Source organism: Hymenobacter mucosus (genome assembly GCF_900188255.1).
GTDB lineage: Bacteria > Bacteroidota > Bacteroidia > Cytophagales > Hymenobacteraceae > Hymenobacter > Hymenobacter mucosus.
Genome location: NZ_FZNS01000013.1, coordinates 49,741 through 75,858, shown reverse-complemented (window position 1 = coordinate 75,858; position 26,118 = coordinate 49,741). Strand labels below are relative to the sequence as shown.

Genomic DNA, 26,118 nt, shown 5'->3' with positions numbered 1-26,118 from the left:
GGGGCCGAGGAAGAATCTATTTATTGGGAAGCACTTGCTCCTCCCGTTTGTTTTCCTCGTCCAAATGAATGTCCTGCTTGTTGCTAGCGTCCTCGTGGGTCGGCGTCCACTGGGTGTGAAACAGGCCTTCCATACCAATCAGCTCGTAGGTATGGGCCCCGAAGTAGTCGCGCTGGGCTTGAATGAGGTTAGAAGGTAGGCGCGCTGTGCGGAAGGAATCGAAGTAGCTCACGCAGGAAGCATAAGCCGGCACGGCCAGGCCTGCCGCAATGGCTGCGCTTACTACCGTGCGGGCGCCAGGCACAGCCTGCTGCACTAGTTCCGCTACCGACTTATCCAGCAGCAGGTGTTCCAATTCGGGGGCTTGCTGGTAGGCGTTGTAAATGTCGTTGAGGAAGCCGGAGCGAATGATGCAGCCACCGCGCCAGATGCGGGCAATATTGGCTAGCTGCAGCCCGTAGGAATACTCCTGCGAGGCCTTGGAAAGCATGTGCATGCCCTGCGCGTAGGTAATCACCATGGTGAAGTAGAAGGCTTGCTCCAGGCTAGCCAACAACTGGTCTTTATCAGCTTCCAGCGTAGGCAAGGTAGGCGAGTACTGGGCAGCCAGCTTTTCGCGCAGTGCTTTGTATTTGGATAGGTTGCGCAGCGCTACGGCCGTATCAATGGTAGACAGGGGCACTTCCAGGTCCATAGCAATCTGGGAGGTCCACTTGCCAGTGCCCTTGGAGCGGGCCTCGTCACGAATATCGTCGAGCAGCAGGTGGTCGGTGTTGGGCGCCTGGAAGACGAAGATATCCTTGGTAATATCGAGCAGGAAGGATTGCAAACGGCCGGCGTTCCACTGGGCAAACACTTGCCCGATGGCCTCGTTGTCGAGGCCCAGGCCCTGCTTGAGAACTCCGTAGGTTTCTGCAATGAGCTGCATCAGGCCGTACTCAATGCCATTGTGCACCATCTTCACAAAGTGTCCGGCAGCTCCCGGCCCAATGTAAGTAACGCAGGGCTCGCCATTCACTTGGGCGGCAATGGCCTCAAACATCGGCTTCATGACTTGGTAGGCCTGCTGGTCGCCGCCGGGCATCATGCTAGGGCCAAAGCGCGCTCCTTCTTCACCGCCCGAAATGCCCATGCCGAAGAAGTGGAAACCCTCGGCCTCCAGGGCCTCGGCCCGGCGGGTGGTATCGGTAAAATAGGAGTTACCACCGTCGATGACGATGTCGCCGGGGGCCAGCAACGGGCGCAACTCATCAATCACGCTGTCTACGATTTTACCGGCGGGCACCAGTAGCATGATGGAACGAGGCGTTTGCAGGCTGTGCACGAAATCAGCTAAGTCAGCAAAGCCCTTTACGGGCAGGCCCGCGCCTTCTTCTGAGAGCAGGGTCAGCTTGCTGGCGTCTTTGTCATAGCCAGCAACGGCAAACTCATGGTCGGCCAGATTTAGCAGTAGGTTGCGGCCCATCGTGCCCAGGCCAATCATGCCAAACGAATAGGTAGTCGGCGTTGTGCTCATCATGCAGTAGTTTCGAGTAAAACCTAGGATAGATGCAGAGTGTTGGCCACCGAAACAAAATCAGCTTCTGGTCTGCGGCAACCAAAGGACCAACTGTTCAGTATCCACTACCTCAACTTAAAGTTTGGGCATAAGGTTATACGTCGTGGGCTTAGGATACGGGCTAACACTTCGTAGTTTCTGAAATGTCAGGCCGTTATCTTCCTTTTTCCGGGCCAGTAAACGGGGCGTTGCCGAACGCCACGCCGGTAGCTTCCTTGTTCCTTCTTCCTACCTATGCAGCTCAACCACGTAATTATTGTGATGGGAGTGTCCGGCTCGGGCAAATCAACCATTGGCGAGCTTCTAGCCCAGCAGATAGGCTTGCCTTTTCATGATGCCGATGACTTTCACTCGGCCGCCAACGTAGCCAAGATGGGGGCCGGCACCCCACTGCAGGATGAGGACCGCAAGGGCTGGCTGGCAGCGTTGGCCGTCGGGATTCGGCAGTGGAGCCAGAGTGCAGGCGCGGTGTTGGCTTGTTCGGCCTTGAAGGAATGGTACCGGCAGGAACTCATGACGGGCGGCCCAGTAGTATGGGTGTTTCTCGATGGCTCCGAAGAGCTGGTACGCTCCCGCCTGCAAGCGCGCCAGCATCACTACATGGGTCCCGACCTGCTAGCCTCACAGTTTGCCACTCTGGAAAAACCCACGTATGGCCTGCACCTACCCATCGATGAAACCCCACAGCAACTAGTAGATCAGATAGTTGCCTACTTACAGCGCACGGGCGAAATGCCGGATTCTAAGCACAAGCACACCCCAGGAAACGCTGAGTAAAGCTGTGACTAAAACAGGTTTATCCTCTGGTATCAAAGCAGATAGGCACGTAGTCCTTAGAAGCTTAGCAGAGTACAGTACGTGGCCGGTCGGGATTAGGCTTCGGTTGCGGTTTTGCCCAACGTAGTGGCAGTAGATTCAACCGCCAGGCTGGCTATGTATTTCCACCGGGCAACAGCTTGGCTGGTGCTAAATTCTACTTCGAGAAAGCCCCGCTGGGAAGCATCGAGGTACTGCAAATCATCAATGAGCAGTTGGTTAGCCTGCTCAAATCCTTGAATAGCCGCCTTATCGCCACCTAGCAACGTTTCAAACCCAGGCGAGGAGACGGACGAACAGGCAAACTCAACACCAGCCCGGCGCTTTCCAACCGTAGTCAGGTCGCTATACCAGGCGTTGTGGGTGTCGCCGGCCAGGGAAATAAGCTTTTTACCAGCGGCAGCGTCGAGTACCACTTCTCGTTCCGCAGGATAGCCGTCCCAGGCGTCCAGATTATACGGTAGCACGGTTTCCACTCGGGCACGCTCGGCGGCTGTTACGGTAGGGTCGCCGGCCAACAGGCGGGTCTTGATTGTGGCTAGCTGGGTCGCAATAGTTGCGTACTGCGCCAGAACGGCCGGGGTAGGGCTGTTTGCCAGTTGAGCTACTAACACCAGCAACTCCACGGGAATGTACATCTTCGCCATGAGCACTTGGGAGCCTAGCACCTGCCAGCGGGCTCCGCTACTAGCCAGCTGACTCGTGAGCCAGTTGCGCTGCTCGGCTCCTAGTATAGAGCGGCCGGGGTTCTGCCAGGCTGCCCCAAATGCCACGGCATTGAACGTGCCGGTACTACTGTAGTAGTCACCAAGGCTCAGCTGTTTGTCGCGGCCAGCCAAGCGCGTATCAAGCATGAGCAAGTTTAGTAAGCCGCCAAAGTCGAAGCTCCGGTAGATTTTCTCCTTGTTGGCTACGCGCGCCGGCAGGTACTCGTGCCACACTTGGGTAGCAATTTGCTTGCGCTGCAGGAAGTCGCCCTCGGTAGCGGGCTGGTGGTTTTGCGCGCCCTCCTTATAGGCATCGTTCGTCAGCTCGTGGTCGTCCCAAATGCAGATGAAGGGTTTGAGCTGGTGGGCCCGTTGCAGTTGCGGGTCGCTGCGATACTGGCGGTAACGGGTTCGATAGTCCGATAAACTCAGGATTTCAGTAGCAGGCTGGTGAGCCCGATTCAAGGAAGTAGTTAGCGAACTGGTACCATACTGCCCCTGGCCGTACTCGTAGATGTAGTCGCCCAGGTGCACCACAACGTCGGCGGCAGACTCCGCCACGGCCCCGTACACATTGAACAGCCCCGCTTGGTAGTTGGCGCACGATACCACAGCCAGCGTCACGCGGCTAGCCTGCCCTGCCACGGGTAGCGTACGGGTTTCGCCAGTCACGGAAGTAGCCTTGGTTTGAGCGTTCAGGAAGCGGTAGTAATACTTCTGATTGGCCGCTAAGCCAGTGACGTTCACCCACACGGTGAAGTCTGTGTCAGGGGTTGCTGGTAGGGTGCCGGTAGCTTTCACCACGGAAAAGCGGCTGTCGTCGGCCACTTCCCAGGTAATGGCCGCGGGGGCGGGCTCGTTCGTGGCCGTGGTGTAGCGGGTCCAGATGATGACGCCGTCGGCCGACGGATCAAAGCTGGCCACGCCTTCGCGGAAGCCAAAGTCTCCGCTGTAAGCAGGATTTTCAGTGTCATCGTCGCAACTAGCAAGCGTAGCGGGCAACAAGGCTATGCCGCCGGATACCAAGGCCGTTTGCTTGATAAACGCGCGGCGGTTGAGGCGGCGGAGAGCAGAATCCTTCATCGGGCGAAGCATATATGAGTGCAGCCACGAATGTAGAGGGGCCCTATGACGGGGGTATTATGGGCATATTATGGAATTGTGCCCGCCTGCTATCGGCGGCTTTCTCTGCCTTTCTACCTCAAAGCTGACCGCCCTGCTCCCTTGAGCAGGTAAGACGCAACCTTTTGCAACCCAGCTTGCCTTTCCCCTTGCTGCCTCGGCACGAGGTTGTACCTTTCTGTAACTCATGAACCTAGTATTTCACTAGTTGCCAACCCAATAAGCTTCTGCCAACAAGTTGGTTGGTGCTTCATCACGTCACCCTTACTTACTTCCCTGCATGAGAATTCTGTATGCCTCCACGGCCATGGTGGTGCTAAGCGCGCAAGCTGTGGCCCAAACGCCCCTGAAGACCCTGCCGTACCCGCAAACCAAAAAAGTAGATACCGTGACTACCTACTTCGGAACCAAGGTAGCCGACCCGTACCGCTGGCTGGAGAACGATCAGGCCGCCGATACGAAGTCGTGGGTGCAGGAGGAAAACAAGGTCACGCAGCATTATTTGGCGCAAATTCCCTTCCGTGAAACCATCCGCAAGCGCCTGGAGACGCTGTGGAACTATGAAAAATATGGTGCGCCTTACAAGGAAGGCAAGTACACGTACTTCACCAAGAATACGGGTTTGCAAAGCCAGTCGGTGCTGTACCGCCAACTAGGCAACGGTGCCCCGGAGGTTTTTCTTGACCCCAACAGCTTCTCCAAGGATGGCACTACCTCGCTAGCGGGCATCAACTTCACCAAGGACGGTAGCCTGGCTGCGTACCAGATTTCGGAAGGCGGCTCCGATTGGCGCAAGGTGATTGTGATGCGAGCCGCGGACAAGACCATTGTGGGCGACACACTCAAGGACGTAAAGTTTTCGGGGCTGGCCTGGAAAGGCAACGACGGTTTCTACTACAGCAGCTATGACAAACCTCTGGCCGGCAGCCAGTTGGCCGGCAAAACACAAATTCATAAGCTCTACTACCATAAGCTTGGCACCAAGCAAAGCACTGACAAGCTCGTATTCGGTGGGGAAAAGACGCCGCGCCGCTACATTGGGGCCAGCCTCACGGAGGACGAGCGTTTCCTGGTTATCAGCGGGGCCAATACCACCACGGGCAACGAGCTGTACATTCAGGATCTGAGTAAGGCTAATAGTCCCATTGTGCAGGTGGTAGACAATGAGAAGAATGAGGTAAGTGTGCTCGACAACGTGGGCAGCAAGCTCTATATCCAAACCAACTTGAACGCGCCCAATGGCAAGGTGGTAACCGTGGATGCAGCCAACCCCAAGTCGGCCAACTGGAAAGACCTAATTCCGGAAAGCAAGAACGTGCTGAACGCCACCACCGGGGGCGGTAAAATCTTCGCGAACTATCTGAAGGATGCCACGTCCCTTATTGAGCAGTATGATATGAGCGGCAAAAAGGAGCGGAGTATTGCGCTGCCTTCAGTGGGCTCGGCGGGCGGTTTCGGCACTAAAAAAGAGGAAAAAGAAACCTACTACACCTTCACCTCTTACATCTACCCGCCCACCATTTTCAAGTACGACATTGCAACTGGCAAGTCCACGGTGTATAAGAAAGCCGGCGTGCAGTTCGACCCCACCCAGTACGAATCGAAGCAGGTGTTTTATACCTCAAAAGACGGCACGCGCATCCCCATGATTATCACCCACAAAAAGGGGTTGGTGATGAACGGGAAGAACCCCACGATGATGTACGCCTACGGCGGCTTTAACTCCAGCGTAACGCCAGGCTTTAGCACCTCTACCATTGTACTGCTCGAAAACGGTGGTATTTATGCCGTACCCAATTTGCGCGGCGGCGGCGAGTACGGTGAGAAGTGGCACTTGGCCGGTACCAAGCTACAGAAGCAGAATGTGTTCGACGACTACATTGCCGCGGCCGAGTACCTGGTAAAAAATAACTACACGTCGAAAGACTACCTCGCTATTTCCGGCGGCTCCAACGGCGGCCTACTGGTGGGGGCCACCATGGCCCAGCGCCCCGAAATGTTCAAAGTAGCCTTCCCCGCCGTGGGCGTAATGGACATGCTGCGCTACAACCAGTTCACGGCCGGGGCCGGCTGGGCCTACGACTACGGCACAGCCCAGGACAGCAAGGAGATGTTCGAATACCTCTATAAGTACTCGCCCTACCACGCGCTGAAGCCCGCCAACTACCCCGCCACTATGGTTACTACCGCCGACCACGATGACCGGGTAGTGCCCGCGCACTCCTTTAAGTTTGCTTCTAAGCTTCAGGAGTCCCAGCAGGGTAGCGCGCCCGTGCTTATTCGGGTAGAAACCAAGGCGGGGCACGGTGCCGGCCGTTCTACAGCCCAGGTTATCAGCGAACAGGCCGACAAATGGTCTTTCATGTTCCAAAACATGAACCTCACGCCTTACCAAGCTAACTAGTTACGGGAAGCCTCAAAACAACAAACGCCGGCCGACTATCATAGAGTCGGCTGGCGTTTGTTGTTTTAAACTGGCTACATTATTACCTAGGCAATTCTGCTCACCACACGCCTACAAGGACAGAGAACTATATGACTAGTAAAGGTTGTAGCTGATGTTTATAAGCTTGAATCAGCAAGCGAAGTCCATTGGCAATTATCTGTATTACAAGCAGTTACTGCCTGCAAAGAACATCCTTCTTGCTAAGTGGGCAGACACTACTACTATACACTGGCGCTTACTCCGGTAGTACTTTCGGGCCAGATAGTGAGTTTTTTCATTAGCATCATATCCCAACGAAGAGTGTAAGGATTGATATAGACCTACTTCAAGGGGCAAGAGTGCACCTTTAGTTACCAAGCCTTAATGCAATCGGATACGCTAAAGCCCCAATTTCTGGGCGGCGTTGTGCTGGCGTACGTTATCGAGGCGGGTGTAGCGCCGAATCATCTCGGAGGTCTTGTGCTTGGTTTGGTTCATAACCTCCGAATCATCAGCCCCCGCTAGTTTGGCTACGGTAACAAAGGACGCCCGCAAGGAGTGGGCGGAAAACGTTGGCCCTAAATAGCGCTGCACAATTAAGTTCACGTGCTTATCGGTCAGCCGACGCTCGGTTAGTCGTTCGCCTTTGCGAAAGGAGACAAACACGGGCCCCGTAGAGCGGTTGAGCCGCTGCACCCAAGCTTGCAACGTGCGAATAGGACACAACTTAACATCTGGGGAATAGAAAATGGCTTTTTCCTCGGCCGCGCCGTACTGGTTGGTTTTGCTCTTCGCAAGGTTGACAATCAGGCCTTCCTCAGAAAAGAATAAGTCCTCCATATTAAGCGCCGCCAGTTCAGAGCGGCGAAACGCTCCGGAAAAGCCTAGCAGCAGAATCACCCGGTCGCGCAAGCCAGCTAGTGTTTGATCATCCATGCTCTTGACCGTGCGCTTGAAGTTAGCGAGGGTAAAAGCCGGTGCTTGTTTCTGTCGCACACCTTTGAGACGGGCAATGCCTTCCAGCAGCACCTTAAATTTCTTGTCATCCGTGGGTGATTCCAGTCCGCGCAGAGCATGGGCTTTGGCTAGGGCCGCACAATGGCGCTGAATGGTGGATACTTTTTTGCCCGTTTCTGCCAGGTGCGTCACAAATCCAGCAAGCGTATCGACCGACGCAGGTAGTGGTTCCAGTCCGTGCTCGGTGCACCAACTTCCGAAGCGCTTTAAATCCCCAGCGTAGGCTTTGGCCGTGTTAGCCGCCCCACTCAGTCCGGCCTCCACGTAGCGCGAAGTATGCTCGGCCAGGTAGGTCAGTGCCGACGATGAGTTAGCAGAAACCAAGACCGCAGAATCGTTTGCCATGTAACCTATATATAAGGAGTATTGCCCAGATTTTGGAGAACTCAAAACCAAGATAGCGTAAGGTCCGATAACTAAGACTTATCGGATCTTACGCTATCTTCTTACCTGGCCCTGCCTCTCATCCTACAGCAAGGGCGTTCTGACTAATTGCGCCTCTTATTGACCTTGTTGTTACAGCTCTTCATTGGCTATTCACATGAGTGAGTACAGCATAAGCTACTTCACTTAGGACAATTGGTACAGACAAATTCTGCGTTAATAATCTGCTGAAGCAGTATTACCGTTCGCATCCGTCATGTATACTAGAAGTAGGCTTGCTTCCATAGCTAGTACAGTGAAAAACCAGCTTTAATAGCGAAGAATGCCTTGTGGACAATTACTGTTCTATAGTGATTACTTACTTCCTATCATATAGTTCAATGCCCTACTACATGCAGCAAATAAGGGTTGTGAATTTTCTATAATAACTGGTATTTTACTTACCACAAGCAGCCTGTGAGTAAGCGACCTATACCACTTGTAGTAATCAACCGCATAGAATAAGCGTGTAGGTTATTCTAGTTTACACAGCACCCGCTGTGCTTTATTGCTAAAACATTTTAGCTTTAAGCGTAGCAATGGGTATGCACTGGTCTGGTTGCTTCGCAAGCTGGTGTTTTTCTACTCAGTTGCTGCTACATCTACAAGTCCGGGAACTACTAGCTGGTTGCCGGATAGAATTAACTGCTAGCTCATGTCCTGCTCCCAACTCTGCTTCAATGTGCGGGTGCTACTTCTGGTTTTCATACTTAGCATTAGCTCGGTTGTCGCGTGGGCAAGCCCCTTTTCACACAAGGCAGGCAACGCAGCAGAAACGGTGCCCCTACAAGCTAACTGGCGCTTTCGGCAAGTAGGGAAAGAAAGCTGGACTCCAGCGACGGTACCAGGCTGCGTACACACCGACTTACTAGCTGCCGGACAAATTCCTGACCCGCTGTACCGCGACAACGAGCTGCGGCTACAGTGGATTGGCAAGGCCGATTGGGAGTATGAAACGAGCTTCACGCTACCCCCTGCCACTTTACAACGTGCCCACCTAGACCTTGTGCTACAAGGCCTAGACACCTACGCAGAGGTACTGCTCAACGGAGTTTCTATTCTGCAAGCGAACAATATGTTCCGGGAATGGCGCCTAGCGGCCAAGCAGCACTTGCGCACAGGTGAGAACCGCCTGCTTATCCGGTTCCGCTCGCCCTTACGGGAGGTGGCAGATTTGCCCCGCAAACAAGGGTACGAGCTCTACTCCGGTAATGATGAACAATCTATGCGCGTAGTGGGCGACCAGGGCCCTCCCCTGAGCCCCTACACCCGCAAGGCCCCCTACCAGTACGGCTGGGACTGGGGCCCACGCTTTGTGACGGCGGGGGTGTGGCAGCCTGTGTATATAGAAGCTTGGGATGAAGCCCGCCTAACTAACCTGCATGTGGTGCAGCAAGTTGTAACGCCCCAAGCCGCGCAATTGGCGGTGGAAGTAGAATATGACGCCGCCCGCAGCCAAGCTGCCACGCTGCTGTTGGAAACTAGGGGACCAGATGGCCAGCTAGTTGGAACAGCCTTAGAACAAGCCCTAACGTTGACTCCGGGCCGCCATACAACTACAGCCGAAGTACGCCTCAATACACCGCAGCTGTGGTACCCCGCCGGGTACGGGGCTCAACCGCTGTATACTGTTACGGCGCGTCTCGTGCAGCAAGGTCAGCCACTTAATGCCACTACTAGGCGCATTGGGCTGCGGACGTTACAGGTGCGCCGAGAGCCGGACCAGTACGGAAAGTCCTTTGAGTTTGTAGTCAATGGCATCCCGGTTTTTGCTAAGGGTGCCAACTGGATTCCGGCCGACATTTTCCCAACGCGCGTGACGGCCCCGCGCTACCGTCAGCTTCTGCAAGCCGCCAAAGATTGCCACATGAACATGATTCGGGTGTGGGGGGGCGGCATTTACGAGCAGGACGCCTTTTATGACACGTGCGATGAGCTTGGCTTGCTAGTCTGGCAGGATTTCATGTTTGCGTGCACCTTCTACCCCGGCGACGACGCATTCATGACCAACGTACGGGAGGAAGCCACCCACCAGGTGCGGCGCCTGCGCGACCACCCCAGCCTGGCCTTGTGGGTCGGCAACAATGAAAACGAAATTGCCTGGCAAGACTGGGGAATTTCGGGGAAGCTTGGGGCGCACAAGAACGAAGTGTGGAGCAACTACTTGCAGCTATTCCGTGACCTGCTCCCAGCGGTGGTGCGGAAACAGGACCCCAGCCGCCTGTACTGGTCCTCAAGCCCCTCCGCCGATTTTGAGGACAAGGCCGGTTCCCAACGCAACGGCGACATGCACTACTGGGAAGTCTGGGCCGGTACGGCCCCGCTATCCGATTACGAAAAGCAGGTGCCGCGCTTTATGAGCGAGTATGGCTTCCAGTCTTTCCCCGAGCTAAAATCAGTGCAGCAATTTGCTTTGCCAGCCGACTACGACATTGCCTCCCCGGTGATGAAAGAACACCAGCGCAGCGCTGCTGGCAACCCGCGCCTGCTGGAATACCTGCGCCGTGATTACAAAGAGCCCAAGGACTTTGCCTCTTTTCTCTACGTAAGCCAAGTGCTGCAAGCTCAGGCTATTAAGATTGCCGCCGAACATCTGCGGCGCAACCGACCCCGCGTAATGGGTTCCCTCTACTGGCAGCTCAACGACTGCTGGGGCGTGGCCTCGTGGTCGAGTATCGACTACTACGGGCGGTGGAAGGCGCTGCAATACTATGCTAAGCGTTTTTATGAGCCGGTGCTAGTGAGCCCCCACGAAGAGGGCGACCTAGTGCGCGTGTACGTGGTATCGGACCGCACAGTGGCCGTGCCCGCTACGCTCACCGTGCGCCTACTGGATGTTACGGGCCGCACGCTCTTCCGCCAGGCCACTACCTTGCAGGTACAGCCCTTGTCCAGCCAAGTCTACTTTGAGATTCCGCGCAAAAAATTGCTGAAAGGCCATAACCAGAAGCAGGTCGTGCTAAGCTGTGCAGTGGAAACCGATGGGAAAACGCTCTCGACAAACACGTACTACTTTGCCTCGCCCAAAGAGGCCGTACTGCCTCCATCTCAAGTGACAACGCAGTGGCGCCCACAGCCCGACGGCACGTACCAGGTAACCATGCACAGCAAAGCCCTGGCCCGGCAAGTTTACCTTTCTCTCGAAGACGGCAGCGACGGCTTCTTCACTGATAACTACTTCGACCTGCTGCCCGGCGAAACAAAGGTTGTTTCCTTTCGCAGCACGGCCCCTACCTCCGTAGCGGCGCTACAGCAGGCGCTGGTCGTGCGGACCCTTGCCGATGCTTTCTAGTGAGTAGCGGGGGCCACCCGCTATCCTCTCCTTAGTATTTTCCCACCTTTCATTCTTCTTTCCTCCTTCAGTTATGGCATCCCCATCTCCCGTTCTGACCAGCCGCTCAGCCTCCCCGACGGCGTCGTCTCAGCGCTATACATCGGCGCTGAGCGCCGTGACTACCCTGTTTTTTCTGTGGGGCTTCATCACCTGCCTGAATGACATTCTGATTCCCTACCTCAAGGCTATTTTCCAACTATCATTTGCCCAGGCCAACCTGATTAACCTGTGCTTCTTCGGGGCGTACTTTCTGATGAGCATTCCCGCGGGCAAACTAGTAGCCCGATTTGGGTACAAGCGGGGCATGCTGCTAGGGTTTGTGGTAGCGGCCCTAGGGGCATTTCTGTTCTATCCGGCCGCGGCAGAACGAGCCTACGGGCTGTTCTTAGGAGCGTTGTTTGTGCTGGCCTCGGGCATTACGTTGCTGCAAGTAGCTGCCAATCCGTACGTAGCCATCCTAGGCCCTCCGGCCTCCGCCTCATCGCGCCTGACACTCACGCAGGCGTTTAACTCCTTGGGTACCACCTTGGCGCCCCTGCTAGGTAGCGCGCTGATTTTGAGCCGACTGCCGAAGCTAGACACGCCAGCCGCGGCTGCGGCCATTGACATTCATGCCGTTCAGATTCCTTACCTCGTTATTGGTGGGGCCTTATTGCTTATCAGCTTACTGCTAAGTCAAATCCACCTGCCCACAATTGAGCCAGCGGTAGAGGAAAACGAGGTAGGTGCTCCTGCACGTAGCATCTGGCAGCAAAGCCACCTTGTACTGGGGGTAGTAGGCATTTTTGCTTACGTAGGGGCCGAAGTAGCCATTGGTTCGCACATTGTGAGCTACGTGGCCCTGCCCGATGTGCTTGGTCTCGACCCCAAAGCGGCCGGTGACCAGGTGACGTTCTACTGGGGCGCCGCCATGATTGGGCGCTTCGCCGGAGCCTACCTGCTCAACAAGTTTGCCCCAACGAAACTACTGGCAGTCAACGCCGTGGGGGCCGTGGTGCTGGTGCTCATTTCCATTAGCTCAACGGGTAGCGTGGCCATGTGGTCGTTGCTGGCGGTGGGCCTGATGAATTCGCTGATGTACCCTACCATTTTCACCCTCGCCATGGCTGGCTTGGGTCGTCAGACAGAAGAAGGCTCCGGGCTGCTGTGCACGGCCATTGTGGGCGGAGCCATTGTACCCCTGTTGTTCGGCTTCATTGCCGACCACAGCAGCCTACGCATTGCTTTGCTGCTGCCCGTCATCTGCTACGTGTACATCATGTGGTACGGGCTGCGGGGCAGCCGCCGTCGGGAGGCTATATAGTCATTGGATGTCCCTAAACCCCACGGTCCCATAGCAATTTGGCGTTGCTATGGGGCCGTGGCTTATGATGTTTGCTCTGGTCTGTTTGCTACACTTTAGGGTGACGGATATAGCAACCAACCATTGAGTAGAGCATTTGCCACGTTATCCTTCACCAGGTACGGCGGGTTGTGGAGTGGGGGTAGTGAGGGTAGCACCTATGCTAGCTAGTACAATGAAGGCTACGGCTAGCCATTGCCCCACGGTGAGCTGCTCACCCAAAAGTAGCCAGCCGGAAAGGGCTGCTGCTACGGGCTCTAGGCTCATCAGAATACTGAATGTGCGGGTTGGCAGGGTCTTCAAGGCCTGTATTTCCAGCGAAAAGGGTAGCACACTTGAAAACAAGGCTAAGCCACTTCCTAGCAAGAGCAAACCAGGCGTCAGGTGCAATAAGGTGCCGCTAGCTACCCCAAATGGTAGGACAGGTAGGGTAGCGAAAATCATTCCCACGGCCACTGCTACTGGCCCTGGCAACACGGCCGCCGTGCGCTGCCCGAGCACGATGTACACCGCCCAGCACGCCCCGGCCGCCAGGGCAAATCCCATTCCTATTAAGTCGATGCCCGCGCCCGACCACGGGGCAATGAGAGCAATACCGGCGCCTGCCAGCAGTACCCATACCACATCTACCCAGCGCCGAGACCCGGTTAACGCCAACGCCAGCGGACCCACGAACTCCAGTGTCACGGCCAAGCCGAGGGGTATGCGGCTCAGGGCGCAGTAGAACAGAAAGTTCATGGCGCCCAGCGCCAGCCCGTATGGTATTACTGCCCGCCACTGCTCGGGCCGGAGCTGCCCTAACCGGGGCCGTACCACGGCCAGCAGCACCACCGCCGACAAGCCAATGCGCAGGCTAGTGGTTCCTGCGGCCCCTAGCACCGGGAATAACTGCTTGGCCAGGGCGGCTCCGCCCTGTACACTGATGATAGAAAGCAAAACGGCCGGTACCGCCGGCAGAGCAAAGCGAGAAGCCTTGGACATGATAAGTAGGTACAGGCCGCAGAAGTGCAACGGCCTCTTACCCGACAAAAGTCGGCCAACTTTGGGGCAGGAAAGCAGGATGGCGGCTACTATTTTGCAAACACGCAAGGTAGGCCAGGCCCTACCGTACCCGTTGCCCTGAAACCAATGCGGCGGTATACGGCGGCGTCTGGGCTAACTTGATATAGGTTGCCAGCTTCCGCTACGCAACCACAGCCCCATGTAAGGTCTCGCGCCGTGTTAGGCTTTGGTGCGGGAAGTTTTCGGCCGCGTTTTCTCCGGAACCCGAATAGAAGACTCGCGCACAATAAGTTGAGGTGCCAGCTGTAGTTGCGTGCTACGGCCCGTTTCCACAGGCCCTTCTAAGGCCTTTAGGAGCGTACTGATGATGCTTTCGGCCATAGCTTCTAGGGGCTGGGCCACCACGGTAATGGTAGGCGAGTACAACCGGAACAGGTCATGGTCGTCAAACGACACGATGGCCATGTGCTCTGGAATGCGGCGCCCCAGGCGGCTGAGGGCTTCCAAACCGTACACTCCCAAATAGTTGGTGGCAAACAACAGGGCATTGCACTCGGGGTTGGCCTGGCAGAATGCCTGTATCTGCGCAATAATCTGCTCGCGCTCCTGCTGAAACGCTATTTCCAGCACCAGTTCTGGTAAGTGCAGTTCTTGCATGGCTTGGGCGTACCCTTGTAAGCGGGCTTGCATCTGCGCCTGCCCCGCCTGTAGCGTCACCATACCCACCGACGTAAATCCCTGGTTTAGCAAGTGCTGGGTGGCCTCGTACATTCCTTGGGCGCCGTCTACTACCACCGCATTAGCCAGCACCCCGGCCAGCTCCCGGTCGAAGAGGACGAGGGGCTTTCCGCTGCGCACAAGGGCGCGCACGTCGGTTTCCACCCCGTCGGGTAGGGCTAGGATGTAGCCGTCCACGTGGCGCTCCTGAAACATGGTGAGCAGGTCCCGCGTCTTGGCCGTGTCATCGTTGGTGCTGCAGTAAATAATGCGGTAGCCCCGGGCCAAGATCTTTTTCTCGATTAGGCCGGCTACGGTGGCGAAGAACGGGTTGGCAATATCCTCCACCACCAAGCCAATGACGTGGGTTTTGCCCGTGCGTAAGCTCTTGGCTAGCTGGTTGGGTTTGTAGCCCACCTCTTCCACGTACTTGAGCACCTTTTCGGCCAGCACATCACTGATGCGCTTTTCCTTGGCCTTGCCGTTGAGCACCAACGAGACGGTCGCAATGGACACGTCCAAGTGCTTGGCGATGTCGTGAATTAGGATTTTCTTTTTCAACTTCAATTCGTTTGCGGGCGCCGAGCGCTTCAGCTCCAGAACATTACGGATATACTTCCCGGGGGCGAGTGGCAGGAGCCGTACCAAACGCCCGGTTTGGCTGCGGCCCCATAGTTAATTCCAGCGTACCGCCCGCCACAATATCGCGGTGCAGCAGGTAGCTGTTGGGGTAGCTCTTGCCGTTTAAGCGAACGGACTGAATGTACTGGTTTTGCGGGCCATTATTTTTAACGTCAATGAGAAAGGTTTTGCCTTTGGGCAGGCGCAAGGTGGCTTTGTCCACAATAGGGCTGCCTAGTACGTAAGCGCCACTGCTGGGGCTGACGGGGTAGAAGCCCATAGCCGATAAAATATACCAAGCCGACATCTGCCCGCAGTCCTCGTTGCCGCTGATGCCATCGGGCTTGTCTTTGTACATCTCGCGCAGCACTTGTCGCACCTTTTCCGCCGTTTTCCACTGTTGTCCGGCGTAAGGGTACAAGTAAATGGTGGCGTGGCTAGGCTCGTTGCCGTGGGCATACATACCAATCAGGCCCGAAATATCGGGAGAAGCGCTTTCCCCTAAGCTACCCTGTACAACAAACAAGCTGTCGAGCTTCTGAGTGAAAGCAGCATCACTACCGAATAGTTTAATCAGGCCCGGTACATCGTGGGGCACCAGCCAGGTGTATTGCCAGGCATTGCCCTCGGTGTAATTGTTTTGGCGGTGGATTGACTGGATAGGGTCGAAGGGCACCTGGAACTTGCCATCGGACGTAAGGCCACGCATAAAGCGGGTGTGAGGGTCGTAGTATTTCTGGTAGTACTTGGCGCGGGCGCTGTACGTAGCGTAGTCGTCCTGGCGGCCCAGTTTTTTAGCCACCTGAGCAATGCTCCAGTCGTCGATGGCATATTCCATAGCCTTGGCCACCGATTCACTTTCCTTATCGGCCGGAATGAAGCCCAGCTCCTTTAAGTAGCGCACGCCCTGGTCGTTGCGGGTGCTGGAGGCTTTCATAGCGGCTAGCACTTGGTTGCCATCGAGGCCGGGGGTGCCTTTCAGGTAAGCTTCGGCCAGAGCGGGCACGGCACTGTAGCCTACCATGGTATTGGTTTCGCTCGCCATCAGATGCCAGATGGGTAGTTTGCCCTGCTGCCGCTGAATGGCCAGCATAGACTGCATCATATCTCCTACCCGCTCGGGCTGGGTGAGCAGGAACAGAGAGTGCTCGGTGCGGTAGGTATCCCACAGCGAAAAGGTGGTATAGTTTACGAAGGGCGCCTTGGGGTACACTTTCTTATCCGTGCCCCGGTAGTCCCCGTTCACATCGTTGAACAAAGCCGGTGCAAACAGCGCGTGGTACATGGAAGTGTAAAAAATGCGCCGCGCAGCCGGGTCGCGGGTTTCAATGGTCACCTTGCCCAGCTCCCGGTTCCACTGCGCATCGGCGGTACGTTGTACCTGCGTGAAGTCCCAGCCCGGAATTTCGGCCTGAATGTTAGCCAGAGCATTCTGACTGCTCACGGGCGAGATACCCACTTTCAGCAGAAGGGTGCCCGGGGTTTTGGGGAAGTTGAACAAGCCTTTGATAGCCAGGCCCTGCCCCTGTTTCCCGGTGAGTTGTTGGGCTTCGTTGTATACCGCAAACTGCGGAATGGGCACCGACGTCTTGATGGCAAAGTATAGGCGCTGGTCGTTGGCCCACCCTTTCGAGAAGCGGTAGCCCACGTACGTCTGCGGATCTATCTGCTCTATATAGGTGTCAGTGGCTTTGTCATCAATGCCCTCTTTCAAGTCAATGATGATGTGGGCCGGCTTGGGGCCCGCGGGGAAAGTGTACTTGTGCATTCCTACCCGGGCCGTGCTGGTTAGCTCCGCCCGAATCCCGTAGTCGTCTAGCGTTACGGCGTAGTAGCCGGGCTTGGCCGTTTCGCGCTGGTGAGAGAAGCGTGACAAATAGCCTTGGTGCGGCGCCTGCTGCCGCCCTTTATCGGTTTGCACGGCCCCGGTGTAGGGCATAATGAGCACGTCGCCCAAATCAGAAGCTCCCGTTCCGCTCAAGTGGGTGTGTGAAAAGCCGGTAATCAGGCTATCGGAATAATGATAGCCCGAGCACCAGTCCCACCCCTTAAAGATGTTCTGTGGCCCCACTTGCACAGCCCCGAATGGCACATTGGCACCTAGAAATACGTGCCCGTGCCCGCCCGTGCCAATCAGGGGGTCGACATGCGAGGTTAGGCTTTGGGCGAAGACGAGGCGGGCACTCAACAGCAGGAAGGACACTAGTAGTCGCACGCACCAGGAAGCGGCCTTTGGGGGCCAATGCAAGGAAAAAGCTACCATAAGAAGGTAAAAGAAGGAATGGATGGGACTCGGCAGGCGGGAGCAGAAGTGCTCCGATACATGTACCTCTGTGGGTGAAGGCACCCAGGAAAGGCCCGTAAAACGAAGGGCGACAGGCAGCGCGTTTTAGCAAATATGCTAAAATGTTTAAGCAAACTTTGGTTTATCAAGATAAATCCTTCATCTTTTCGCCAGATACGCCCTCATCAAGGTCTGCTTACCTATCAGGAGGCAGATTTTTTCGCAGTTAGCCACGAAGGATTTTCGTGTGTTTAACTTGATTTCGTTGCCAGCATCTGTGCGTTTGACAATGGTGGTCTATTTAGTAAACTTCTCTAATACAGAATTTTACTCACAAAATAGCTCTGCTACTAGGTTGGTCTGCTTCCCTCTCAGCGTGTAGTACCCTTGTGTTTTTTCTGCTTTTCCTCATGGTTTATTTTTCCACGAGCCATCCTTAGTATACCTGTATGCTAAAACGTTTAATCTAACTATTATCCCTTTAGGTCAATCTATTCTACTACGCGGTTTCCTTCCTGCACTTCCCACCCGCCTCCCTGCGGCTACATGTTTTTCATCCCACAATCTCATCCCTATGCTCACTTCTCTAGCTATCCGAAACTGGCGTGGTGCCCCCTTGCTCCTTCTGGGTTCCGCTACGGCCCTTCCCCTCACGCCGGCCTGGGCCCGCAGTGATATGAAGGCTACTGCGGCCCGCGTGGACGTAACAGTGCAGGGCCGCGTAACGGACGACAAAGGAGCGCCCTTGCCCGGCGCGACTATTATTGTAAAGGGTGCTAGTGGATTAGGAGCTAGTTCTGACGCTGAAGGCAACTTCTCCTTGACCTTGCCCACGGGCAATGAAACCTTGGTCGTTTCCTCCATTGGCTTTGTGGCCCAGGAAATCAGCGTAGAAGGTCGTACCACACTTACTATCAAGCTAGTAACAGATAACAAGGCCCTGGACGAGGTAGTGGTAGTAGGCTACGGAACCCAGCGCCGCTCCGACGTGACCGGGGCCGTAGGCAGCGTGAAAAGCAGTGAGATTCTAGAGCGCCCGGTGGTAAACGTGGCGCAAAGCCTGCAAGGCCGCGTTACGGGCGTCGATGTGTCGCTGAACTCCGGGCAACCGGGCAGCAGCCCTACCATCCGCGTGCGGGGATATTCCTCCATCACGGCGGGCAACACCCCGCTGTATGTAGTAGATGGCATTTTCTGGGAAGCTGGCATTACGGCTCTCAACCCAGCCGATATTGAAAGCATTGAGGTGCTCAAGGATGCTTCAGCTACGGCCATCTACGGGTCGCGGGGGAGCAGCGGAGTAATCATCGTTACGACCAAGCGCGGCCGCAAAGGCGGACAGATCAGCTACGACAACTTCTTTAGTGTAAGCAAGATAGCGCGCAAGCTTGATGTACTCAACGCCCAAGAGTTTCTGGCGGCCGAGGACTTGGCTTACCAAAACGTGCAGAAGTTCGACCCCGCTGGTTGGGCGGCGGGCAAGTACACCAACCGGGACCCGCGCATTAAGCGCAGAGCCCTGGTGGGCAAGCTCTTCGACGACCAGCTGAACCCGCTCTACGACGTGGACTGGCAGGATGAGGTTACCCAAACGGCGGTAAGCCAAAGTCATAACCTCGGCTTCACGGGCGGCGGCGACCAGACTACCTACGGACTGTTTCTAAACTATACCAACGCCAACGGCACCATCAAAAACACCTACCAGAAGCGGTATTCGGCCCGTTTGGTGGTAGATAACCAAGTGAAAAAGTGGCTGAAAGTGGGCGCCACGGTCAACTACTCCAACATTGAGGACCGCATCGGCAACAACTTCGTGGGGGGCAACAACGTCCCGCGCATGATGATTGAGATGATTCCCATCGTGCCCATTCAGTACCCCGACGGTACCTATGGCAAGCGGCAGGACTACCCCGATATGGAGGGCGGCGACAACCCGGTGGCCCTTACCCGCGAGGATATCCAAATCAACCGCAACCAGATCTTTGCCGGCAACGCCTTTTTCAACATCACATTCATGCCGGGCCTGGACTTCCGTTCCGTAGCCGGGGCCAACATCACCTCCTCCCTAAACCCCTCCTTTGGCAGCAACTTGGTGCAGCTGCGGGGAGGCACGCAAAACGTGGCCGGCATCAGCGCCGTGGACAACAAGCTGCTGCAGTGGCAGAACTACCTGACCTACAACAAGCAGTTCAATGAGCTGCACTCAATCAACCTAGTAGCTGGTACTGAAACGCGGCGCGAGCGATACTTTGCCGAATCGGTAGAAACCCGCGGCCTACCCGACAATGCCTACCTCTATTACAACCTAGGCACGGGAGCTACGCCGTCGCCGCCTGCCTCTAGCTTCGATGCCGCACAATTTCTCTCCTTCTTTGGCCGCGCCAACTATAGCTTTAAGGACCGCTACCTCCTTACGGCTACGTACCGCATAGATGGAGCATCTCGCTTTGGGGCCAATAATAAGTATGTGCAGACTCCATCGGCGGCATTGGCTTGGCGCGTTTCGCAGGAAGATTTCTTGCGCGACAACTCCGTTATTTCCGACCTGAAGCTGCGCTTTGGCTTCGGCCGCACTGCCAACAGCAGCATTGGCAACTACCAGTCGCAGGCCCGATTGGGTACGAATAGTTACATTTTTAACGGGGTGCGGGCCACGGGCACGACCATTAGTACCTTAGCTAACCCCGACTTGCAGTGGGAAGAGGCCATGCAGTACGACTTGGGCCTGAACCTGAGCTTGTGGCAAAACCGGGTGGCCTTCGAGGCAGATGTGTACCGCCGCAACACCGACCGCTTGCTGCTGGCGGCCCCCGTACCTCGCACCAGCGGCTACGGCAGCATCACTACCAACATCGGCGGTATCCGCAACGAGGGGCTGGAACTGGGGCTGAACACGGTGAACGTGGACAGCAAGAACTTCACCTGGTCAACGGTCTTCAATATCTCCTTTCTCAAGAACCGAGTGCTAGCCCTCGGCTCGGCAAACGACGACATTTTCCCCGGCCCCAACTTCCTCAACGAAACCAACGTGCTGCGCGTGGGCCAGCCCGTAGGCTCCCTTTTCGGATTGGAGCGTGAGGGTACATGGAGCTCGGCCGAGGCCGATGAAGCCCGGCGCTACAACCGCCTGCCCGGCGACTTGAAGTTCAAGGACCAAAACAACGACGGCCAGATAAACGACAGAGACCGTGTGATTTTGGGCAAGAGCATTCCTACTGGCTACGGTACGTTTAGCAACACCTTGCGCTACCTCAACGTGGACCTGACGGTGGATTTGCAGTTTACTTACGGCAACGACGTGATGGACCTAACCCACCACTCGGCGCTGGACCGCACAGGCCAGGCCAACAGCTACACCCGCGCCGTTACGGAAGCCTGGACGCCGGATAACCAGAACACCAGCATTGCGCAGGTGCGCCCCTCCTACCTCTCCTACGACTCCCGTATTGACTCATACAAAGTACAGGATGGCTCTTTCATCCGGGGCCGCAACTTGGTGCTGGGGTACACCTTCCCTTCCTCTACGCTAGAAGCCATCAAGCTGAGCCGCCTGCGCCTGTACGTATCGGCCCAGAACTTCTTCCTGCTGACCAAATACAAAGGGTACGACCCGGAGACGTCGACCTACACCAACGCTTTCGCGCAGGGTATTCAATTCTTTGACTACCCCAAGGCGCGCACTGTTACGGCTGGCCTAAACGTCTCCTTCTAATTCCCACTCCACTGCCTTTGTTATGCTACCGACCTTTCGAAACTTTACCAAAACGGCGCTGTGCGCAGGCTTGCTCTTAGCGGCCACCGGCTGCCAAGACTTCCTTGAGGAAGATAACCGCTCTACCCTCACCCAAGAAAACTACTTCACTTCGGCGGCCCAAGCGCAGTCGGCCATTGATGGTCTGTACAACCGCCTACGCATCATGAACGCCGAAACCGGCTACGGCGAATCGGTGTGGATTGGGGTGGAGCTAATGGCCCTGCACGCAACGACGCTGGGGCAGAGCTTCAACAACAACCAGATTATCAACCAGAGCATTGATCCTTCCAACCCCTACTTTTCATCGGTGTGGAACAATGCCTACAACGGCATTGGGGCGGCCAACCTGGCCATTGCCCGCATTCCGGCCATTGAGATGGATGAGGCCAGGAAGAAGTCGTTGCTGGGCGAGGCCTACTTTATTCGGGCCTTTCTGTATTACCACTTGGTGCGCTTGTACGGAGATGTGCCCTTACTGACCTTGCCTATTGATGCCTCCAGCCCCGACCTATACCCGGAGCGCGACCCCCAGGCCGAGGTGTATGACCTCATCATCAGTGACCTGCAAACGGCCGAAGCGGCTGGTCTACCCGCTGTAGACCGCACCGGGCGCATTTCTACCGGCGCGGTAAAGTCCTTGCTGGCCAGCGTGTACCTGACCACCGCGGGCTACCCCCTGCGTATTCAGGCAAATTATCAGAAAGCCGCCGACAAGGCCGCCGAGGTAATTGACGCCAACAGCTACCCGCTCTTTGTTACGAAGACGGTAAAAACCAAGGTGGACTCGGCGGTGTACATCAACCTGCACAACAATGCCGGCAAAAACCAGGGCGAGCTGATTTTGCAGGCTCAGTATGCCTTTGGTATTGCCACCAACCAGATCAGCCACTACGTGATTCCCTACTTCGTGGGCATCTCGAAGTACAACGACGAGTACGGTTCGGTGGTACCCACGCCCGCCTTCTACGCGAGCTACGAGCCCGGCGACCTGCGCGCCAAAGAGCGTCAGTTTTTCTTTTCTAGCTACCCATCCAGCAAGAACCCCAACCAGATCGTCGACTTCAAAACGCAGGCCCTGTACAAGTACTTTCACGTGGAAAGCGCCACGGGCAATGGGCAATCGGACGAGAACTGGACGCTGCTGCGCATGCCCGAGGTGATGCTGATTTACGCCGAGGCCATCAACGAAGCCAGCGCCGCCACGCCCAAAGCCTACGAGCAGATTAATGCCATTCGGCGGCGGGCTATGCTTCCGGAACTGAGCGGCCTGAGCAAGGACCAGTTCCGCGAGGCCGTGTGGCGCGAGCGGTACCACGAGCTAGCCTACGAGAACAAGGCCTACTTTGACATGCAGCGCACGCGCAAAGCGTACGACGTGGTCAACAACCGCTTTGTGGACGTAGTCGGCTTCAAGGGCGAGGTAGGCCCCGCCTTCCAGGAGAAATACTTGCTGTGGGGCATTCCTTCGGCCGAAATCAACAATAACAAGAAGCTAACCCAGAATCCTGGGTGGTAATATGGTAATGCCAGGCCAAGGCTTGAGGCCGGTGAGCGGTAGTTCTGGGAATTACTACCGATTGCAGGATTCCCCTGGCCTGGCGTTTTACTACCGGGTGCTTATTCACCTCAAATAAGTGCTCGGTAGTATCTACCGTGTTGCACAACGCAAGTCATTAGCTTGCAGCGCTTCTGATACGCAATACCCTCTTTTTTACTGCACCCATAACCGGCCCATGCTAAGTAGTATTCCGTTCGCGCTATGTGCTTTGCTTCTATCGTTGTTGGCAGGTAACCGGGGCAATATTTTTCTGAGTACCCCCTTGGGCCCAGCAGAGCGGACATTCTACGAAAAAGAGACCATTATCCGCAAGGGCTACACGCTTACCTTCATTTCCAAGGACTCCGCGTTCAGCACTGCCACGAAGCAAAAGATGATTACTACCTTTTTCGAGGTGTACCCCCTGGAGGCCAAACGGTTCAACCCGCAAACGCGCAAGCAGATTACCTTCATTGTTGACCCGGCCTACGCGGGCGTAGCCGCCACCGACGCCGGCGTAGCTACCTACAGCCCCAAGTGGCTGCGCGAGCACCCCGAGGACCTGGACGTAGTAACCCACGAAGTGATGCACGTAGTGCAGGCCTACCCGCCTAACTCGGTGGGCTGGCTCACGGAAGGCATTGCCGATTATGTCCGCTACACTTACGGGGTGAACAATGTACAGGCGAAGTGGGTGCTGCCTGCCTATAAGGCGGGGCAGAGCTACACCAACAGCTACCGAATTACGGCCCGGTTCTTTGTGTGGCTGGAAAAGAACGTGCGCTCTACCCTCATCAACGAGTTGGATGCGGCGGCGCGTGCTCACACCTACACCCCCGATATCTGGAAGCAAAAAACTGGCAAGACCCTGGATGAACTCTGGACGCTCTACGCCGAGAATCCGGCCCTGGAACTCACCTACCGCTAGGGCCTGCGCCTCGCCGGGTGGTACTACGGCCGTGCTGCTCTGCATTTTCTGGAAAACCAGGCGCTAACTATTCCGCGGCAAGTAGTATCCTTACCACCGACCCGCCACCCTTGCGCGTTGCTTTCCCTGCGTTTCTTCACCTTTCCCAACCGAATGTCTAAACGTCTTCCCGCGCTTGCAGCTCTTTTTCTGCTGGCGGCCCCTCTAGCCCCGGCGCAAGTAGCAACCACCACCCAAGACCCCGTGCAGTGGGTAAACCCGCTGATTGGCACTGACTCTAAGCCTAGCCTCTCCAACGGCAATACCTACCCTGCGGTAGCCCTGCCCTGGGGCATGAACTTCTGGATGCCGCAGACTGGCAAGATGGGCAACGGCTGGGCCTACCAGTACTCGGCCGACAAGATGCGAGGCTTCAAGCAAACGCACCAGCCCTCACCCTGGATGAACGACTACGGGCAATTTGCTCTCATGCCTATCACCGGCAAGCGCGTGTTTGATGAGGATGAACGGGCCAGCTGGTTTTCGCACAAGGCCGAAGTAGCCGAGCCCAACTACTACCGCGTGTACCTGGCCGACCACGACGTGGTAACGGAAATTGCGCCTACGGAGCGTGCCGCCCGTTTCCGCTTCACCTTCCCCAAGACGGATAGCGCCTACGTAGTGCTCGACGCGCTAGATAAGGGCTCTTACGTAAAGGTGCTGCCAGAGCAGCGCAAAATCATTGGCTACACCACCCGCAACAGCGGCGGCGTACCCAAAAACTTCAAGAATTTCTTTGTGCTGGAGTTCGACCACGACTTTACCAGCACGGCCCTCTACCAGGATAAGAAGCTGGCAAGTGGGGTGATGGAAGTGACGGCCAATCACGCCGGCGCCGTAGTAGGCTTCAAAACGCGCAAAGGGGAACAGGTAAATGCCCGGGTTGCCTCCTCGTTTATCAGCCCCGAGCAGGCCGAGCTGAACCTGCGCGAAATTGGCACCAACAACTTCGACGCCATCCGCCAGCAAGGACGCACGGCCTGGAACAAGGCCCTCGGTCGCATCGACATTGAGGGCGGCACACCTGACCAGCGCCGCACGTTCTACTCCTGCCTCTACCGCTCCTTGCTGTTTCCGCGCAAGCTGTATGAGCTAGACGCTACGGGCAAGGTGATGCACTACAGCCCCTTCAACGGGGAAGTGCTGCCGGGCTACATGTACACCGATACTGGCTTCTGGGACACCTTTCGGGCCCTGTTTCCCTTCCTCAACCTGCTCTACCCCGATGTAAACACCGAGATTCAGCAGGGCCTAGCCAATGATTATAAGGAAGGAGGCTGGCTCCCAGAATGGGCTAGCCCCGGTTTGCGCAACGTGATGGTGGGCAACAACTCCGCCTCGGTGGTAGCTGATGCCTACCTAAAAGGAATTCGGGGCCAGGACATGAACGTGCTGTACGAAGCCCTGACCCACGGCGCCAATAACGCCGGGCCAATGTCGGCCGTGGGGCGCGCGGGAGTAGAGTACTACAACAAGCTGGGCTACGTGCCCTACGACGTAAAGATCAACGAAAACGCGGCCCGCACCCTGGAGTACGCCTACGATGATTTTACCATCTACCAATTGGCGAAAGCGCTGAAGCGGCCCAAAAAGGAAATCAACCTGTACGCCAAGCGCAGCCAGAACTACCGCAACCTGTTCGATAAAGAAACGGGCCTGATGCGAGGCAAAAACCAGGATGGCACCTTCCAAAAACCCTTTAACCCTTTCAAGTGGGGCGACGCCTTCACCGAAGGCAACAGCTGGCACTACACCTGGTCGGTGTTTCATGATGTGCAGGGACTAGTGGATTTGATGGGTGGTAAGGAGAAGTTTGTGGCCCAGCTAGACACCGTCTTTACCCTGCCCCCCGTGTTCGACGACTCCTATTACGGGCAGGTAATCCACGAAATCCGGGAGATGCAGATTGCCAACATGGGCAACTACGCCCACGGCAACCAGCCTATTCAGCACATGCCTTACCTGTATAACTACGCCGGACAGCCCTGGAAAACGCAGTACTGGGTGCGCGAGGTAATGAACCGCATGTACTTACCTACTTCCGACGGCTACTGCGGCGACGAAGACAACGGCCAGACGTCGGCGTGGTACGTTTTCTCGGCGCTGGGTTTCTACCCCGTCTGCCCTGGCACCGACCAGTACGTGCTGGGTGCGCCCCTCTTCCCCAAGGCTACCTTGCACTTACCCTCGGGCAAGGACATCGTGCTCAATGCCAGCAACAACTCCAGCGAGAACCGCTACGTGAACCAGCTGACGATGAACGGCCAGACATACGATAAGAACTACCTCAGCCATGAGGAACTGCTGAAAGGCGCTACCCTCGACTTTGATATGAGCGCGACGCCCAACAAGAGCCGCGGTACCAAAGCCGATGCCGCTCCCTTCTCCGTGTCGAAAGCCAAGTAACCCGCCGCGCGGCTGCTCGGGGCACTGGTCACCTACCGGGGTGGCTGGGCCGCCCAGGCAGCCGCGTAGTGCCTCCCACCTCCATC

General features: G+C 56.2%; 14 protein-coding genes. 8 read left to right on the top strand and 6 right to left on the bottom strand.

The features are described 5' to 3' along the window. Nucleotides 1-16 precede the first annotated feature (16 nt). Complete coding sequence (gene gndA, locus CHB83_RS20670; RefSeq protein ID WP_089334078.1) at nt 17-1,519, bottom strand: NADP-dependent phosphogluconate dehydrogenase; 1,503 nt, start codon at nt 1,517-1,519, stop codon at nt 17-19. Between the two features lie 273 nt (nt 1,520-1,792). Between gndA and CHB83_RS20665 the strand changes: the two genes are divergently transcribed. After that, a complete protein-coding gene (locus CHB83_RS20665) occupies nt 1,793-2,335 on the top strand; it encodes a gluconokinase (RefSeq protein ID WP_218823213.1) in 543 nt (180 codons plus the stop codon). Between the two features lie 95 nt (nt 2,336-2,430). On the opposite strand, the gene CHB83_RS20660 is transcribed toward CHB83_RS20665, so the two are convergent. Next, on the bottom strand, nt 2,431-4,164 hold the full coding sequence (locus CHB83_RS20660) for an alkaline phosphatase D family protein (protein ID WP_089334077.1): 1,734 nt from the start codon (nt 4,162-4,164) through the stop codon (nt 2,431-2,433). Between the two features lie 319 nt (nt 4,165-4,483). On the opposite strand from CHB83_RS20660, the gene CHB83_RS20655 reads away from it, so the two are divergent. Beyond that, nucleotides 4,484-6,607 carry a prolyl oligopeptidase family serine peptidase gene (locus CHB83_RS20655; RefSeq protein WP_089334076.1) on the top strand — a complete coding sequence of 708 codons (2,124 nt, stop codon included), beginning with the start codon at nt 4,484-4,486 and terminating at the stop codon, nt 6,605-6,607. Between the two features lie 420 nt (nt 6,608-7,027). Here CHB83_RS20655 and CHB83_RS20650 read toward each other — a convergent pair whose 3' ends face one another. Continuing rightward, nucleotides 7,028-7,990 carry a tyrosine-type recombinase/integrase gene (locus tag CHB83_RS20650; protein ID WP_089334075.1) on the bottom strand — a complete coding sequence of 321 codons (963 nt, stop codon included), beginning with the start codon at nt 7,988-7,990 and terminating at the stop codon, nt 7,028-7,030. 733 nt (nt 7,991-8,723) lie between these two features. Between CHB83_RS20650 and CHB83_RS20645 the strand changes: the two genes are divergently transcribed. Together CHB83_RS20645 and CHB83_RS20640 are read left to right on the top strand one after the other, a co-directional pair. Beyond that, nucleotides 8,724-11,360 carry a beta-mannosidase gene (locus tag CHB83_RS20645; protein WP_089334074.1) on the top strand — a complete coding sequence of 879 codons (2,637 nt, stop codon included), beginning with the start codon at nt 8,724-8,726 and terminating at the stop codon, nt 11,358-11,360. Between the two features lie 73 nt (nt 11,361-11,433). Then, complete coding sequence (locus tag CHB83_RS20640) at nt 11,434-12,705, top strand: sugar MFS transporter (RefSeq protein WP_055562862.1); 1,272 nt, start codon at nt 11,434-11,436, stop codon at nt 12,703-12,705. 144 nt (nt 12,706-12,849) lie between these two features. Here the strand turns inward: CHB83_RS20640 and CHB83_RS20635 are convergent, their stop codons facing one another. The 3 genes from CHB83_RS20635 to CHB83_RS20625 form a co-directional block, all read right to left on the bottom strand. Beyond that, nucleotides 12,850-13,725 (bottom strand): EamA family transporter, encoded by an 876-nt coding sequence (locus CHB83_RS20635; protein WP_089334073.1) that lies wholly within the window; start codon nt 13,723-13,725, stop codon nt 12,850-12,852. 240 nt (nt 13,726-13,965) lie between these two features. Continuing rightward, on the bottom strand, nt 13,966-15,024 hold the full coding sequence (locus CHB83_RS20630; RefSeq protein WP_218823211.1) for a LacI family DNA-binding transcriptional regulator: 1,059 nt from the start codon (nt 15,022-15,024) through the stop codon (nt 13,966-13,968). Between the two features lie 43 nt (nt 15,025-15,067). After that, nucleotides 15,068-17,347, bottom strand: coding sequence for a GH92 family glycosyl hydrolase (locus CHB83_RS20625; RefSeq protein WP_089334072.1), 2,280 nt, complete (start codon nt 17,345-17,347; stop codon nt 15,068-15,070). A 595-nt stretch (nt 17,348-17,942) separates the two neighbouring features. On the opposite strand from CHB83_RS20625, the gene CHB83_RS20620 reads away from it, so the two are divergent. From CHB83_RS20620 to CHB83_RS20605, 4 genes are all read left to right on the top strand, one after another. Further along, the gene (locus CHB83_RS20620) at nt 17,943-21,080 is read left to right on the top strand and encodes a SusC/RagA family TonB-linked outer membrane protein (RefSeq protein WP_089334071.1); all 3,138 of its coding nucleotides are present in this window, start codon (nt 17,943-17,945) and stop codon (nt 21,078-21,080) included. Between the two features lie 22 nt (nt 21,081-21,102). Then, a complete protein-coding gene (locus tag CHB83_RS20615) occupies nt 21,103-22,638 on the top strand; it encodes a RagB/SusD family nutrient uptake outer membrane protein (protein ID WP_089334070.1) in 1,536 nt (511 codons plus the stop codon). A 250-nt stretch (nt 22,639-22,888) separates the two neighbouring features. After that, the gene (locus tag CHB83_RS20610; protein ID WP_179225588.1) at nt 22,889-23,587 is read left to right on the top strand and encodes a basic secretory protein-like protein; all 699 of its coding nucleotides are present in this window, start codon (nt 22,889-22,891) and stop codon (nt 23,585-23,587) included. Between the two features lie 153 nt (nt 23,588-23,740). Continuing rightward, the gene (locus tag CHB83_RS20605; RefSeq protein ID WP_089334068.1) at nt 23,741-26,032 is read left to right on the top strand and encodes a GH92 family glycosyl hydrolase; all 2,292 of its coding nucleotides are present in this window, start codon (nt 23,741-23,743) and stop codon (nt 26,030-26,032) included. Nucleotides 26,033-26,118 lie beyond the last annotated feature (86 nt).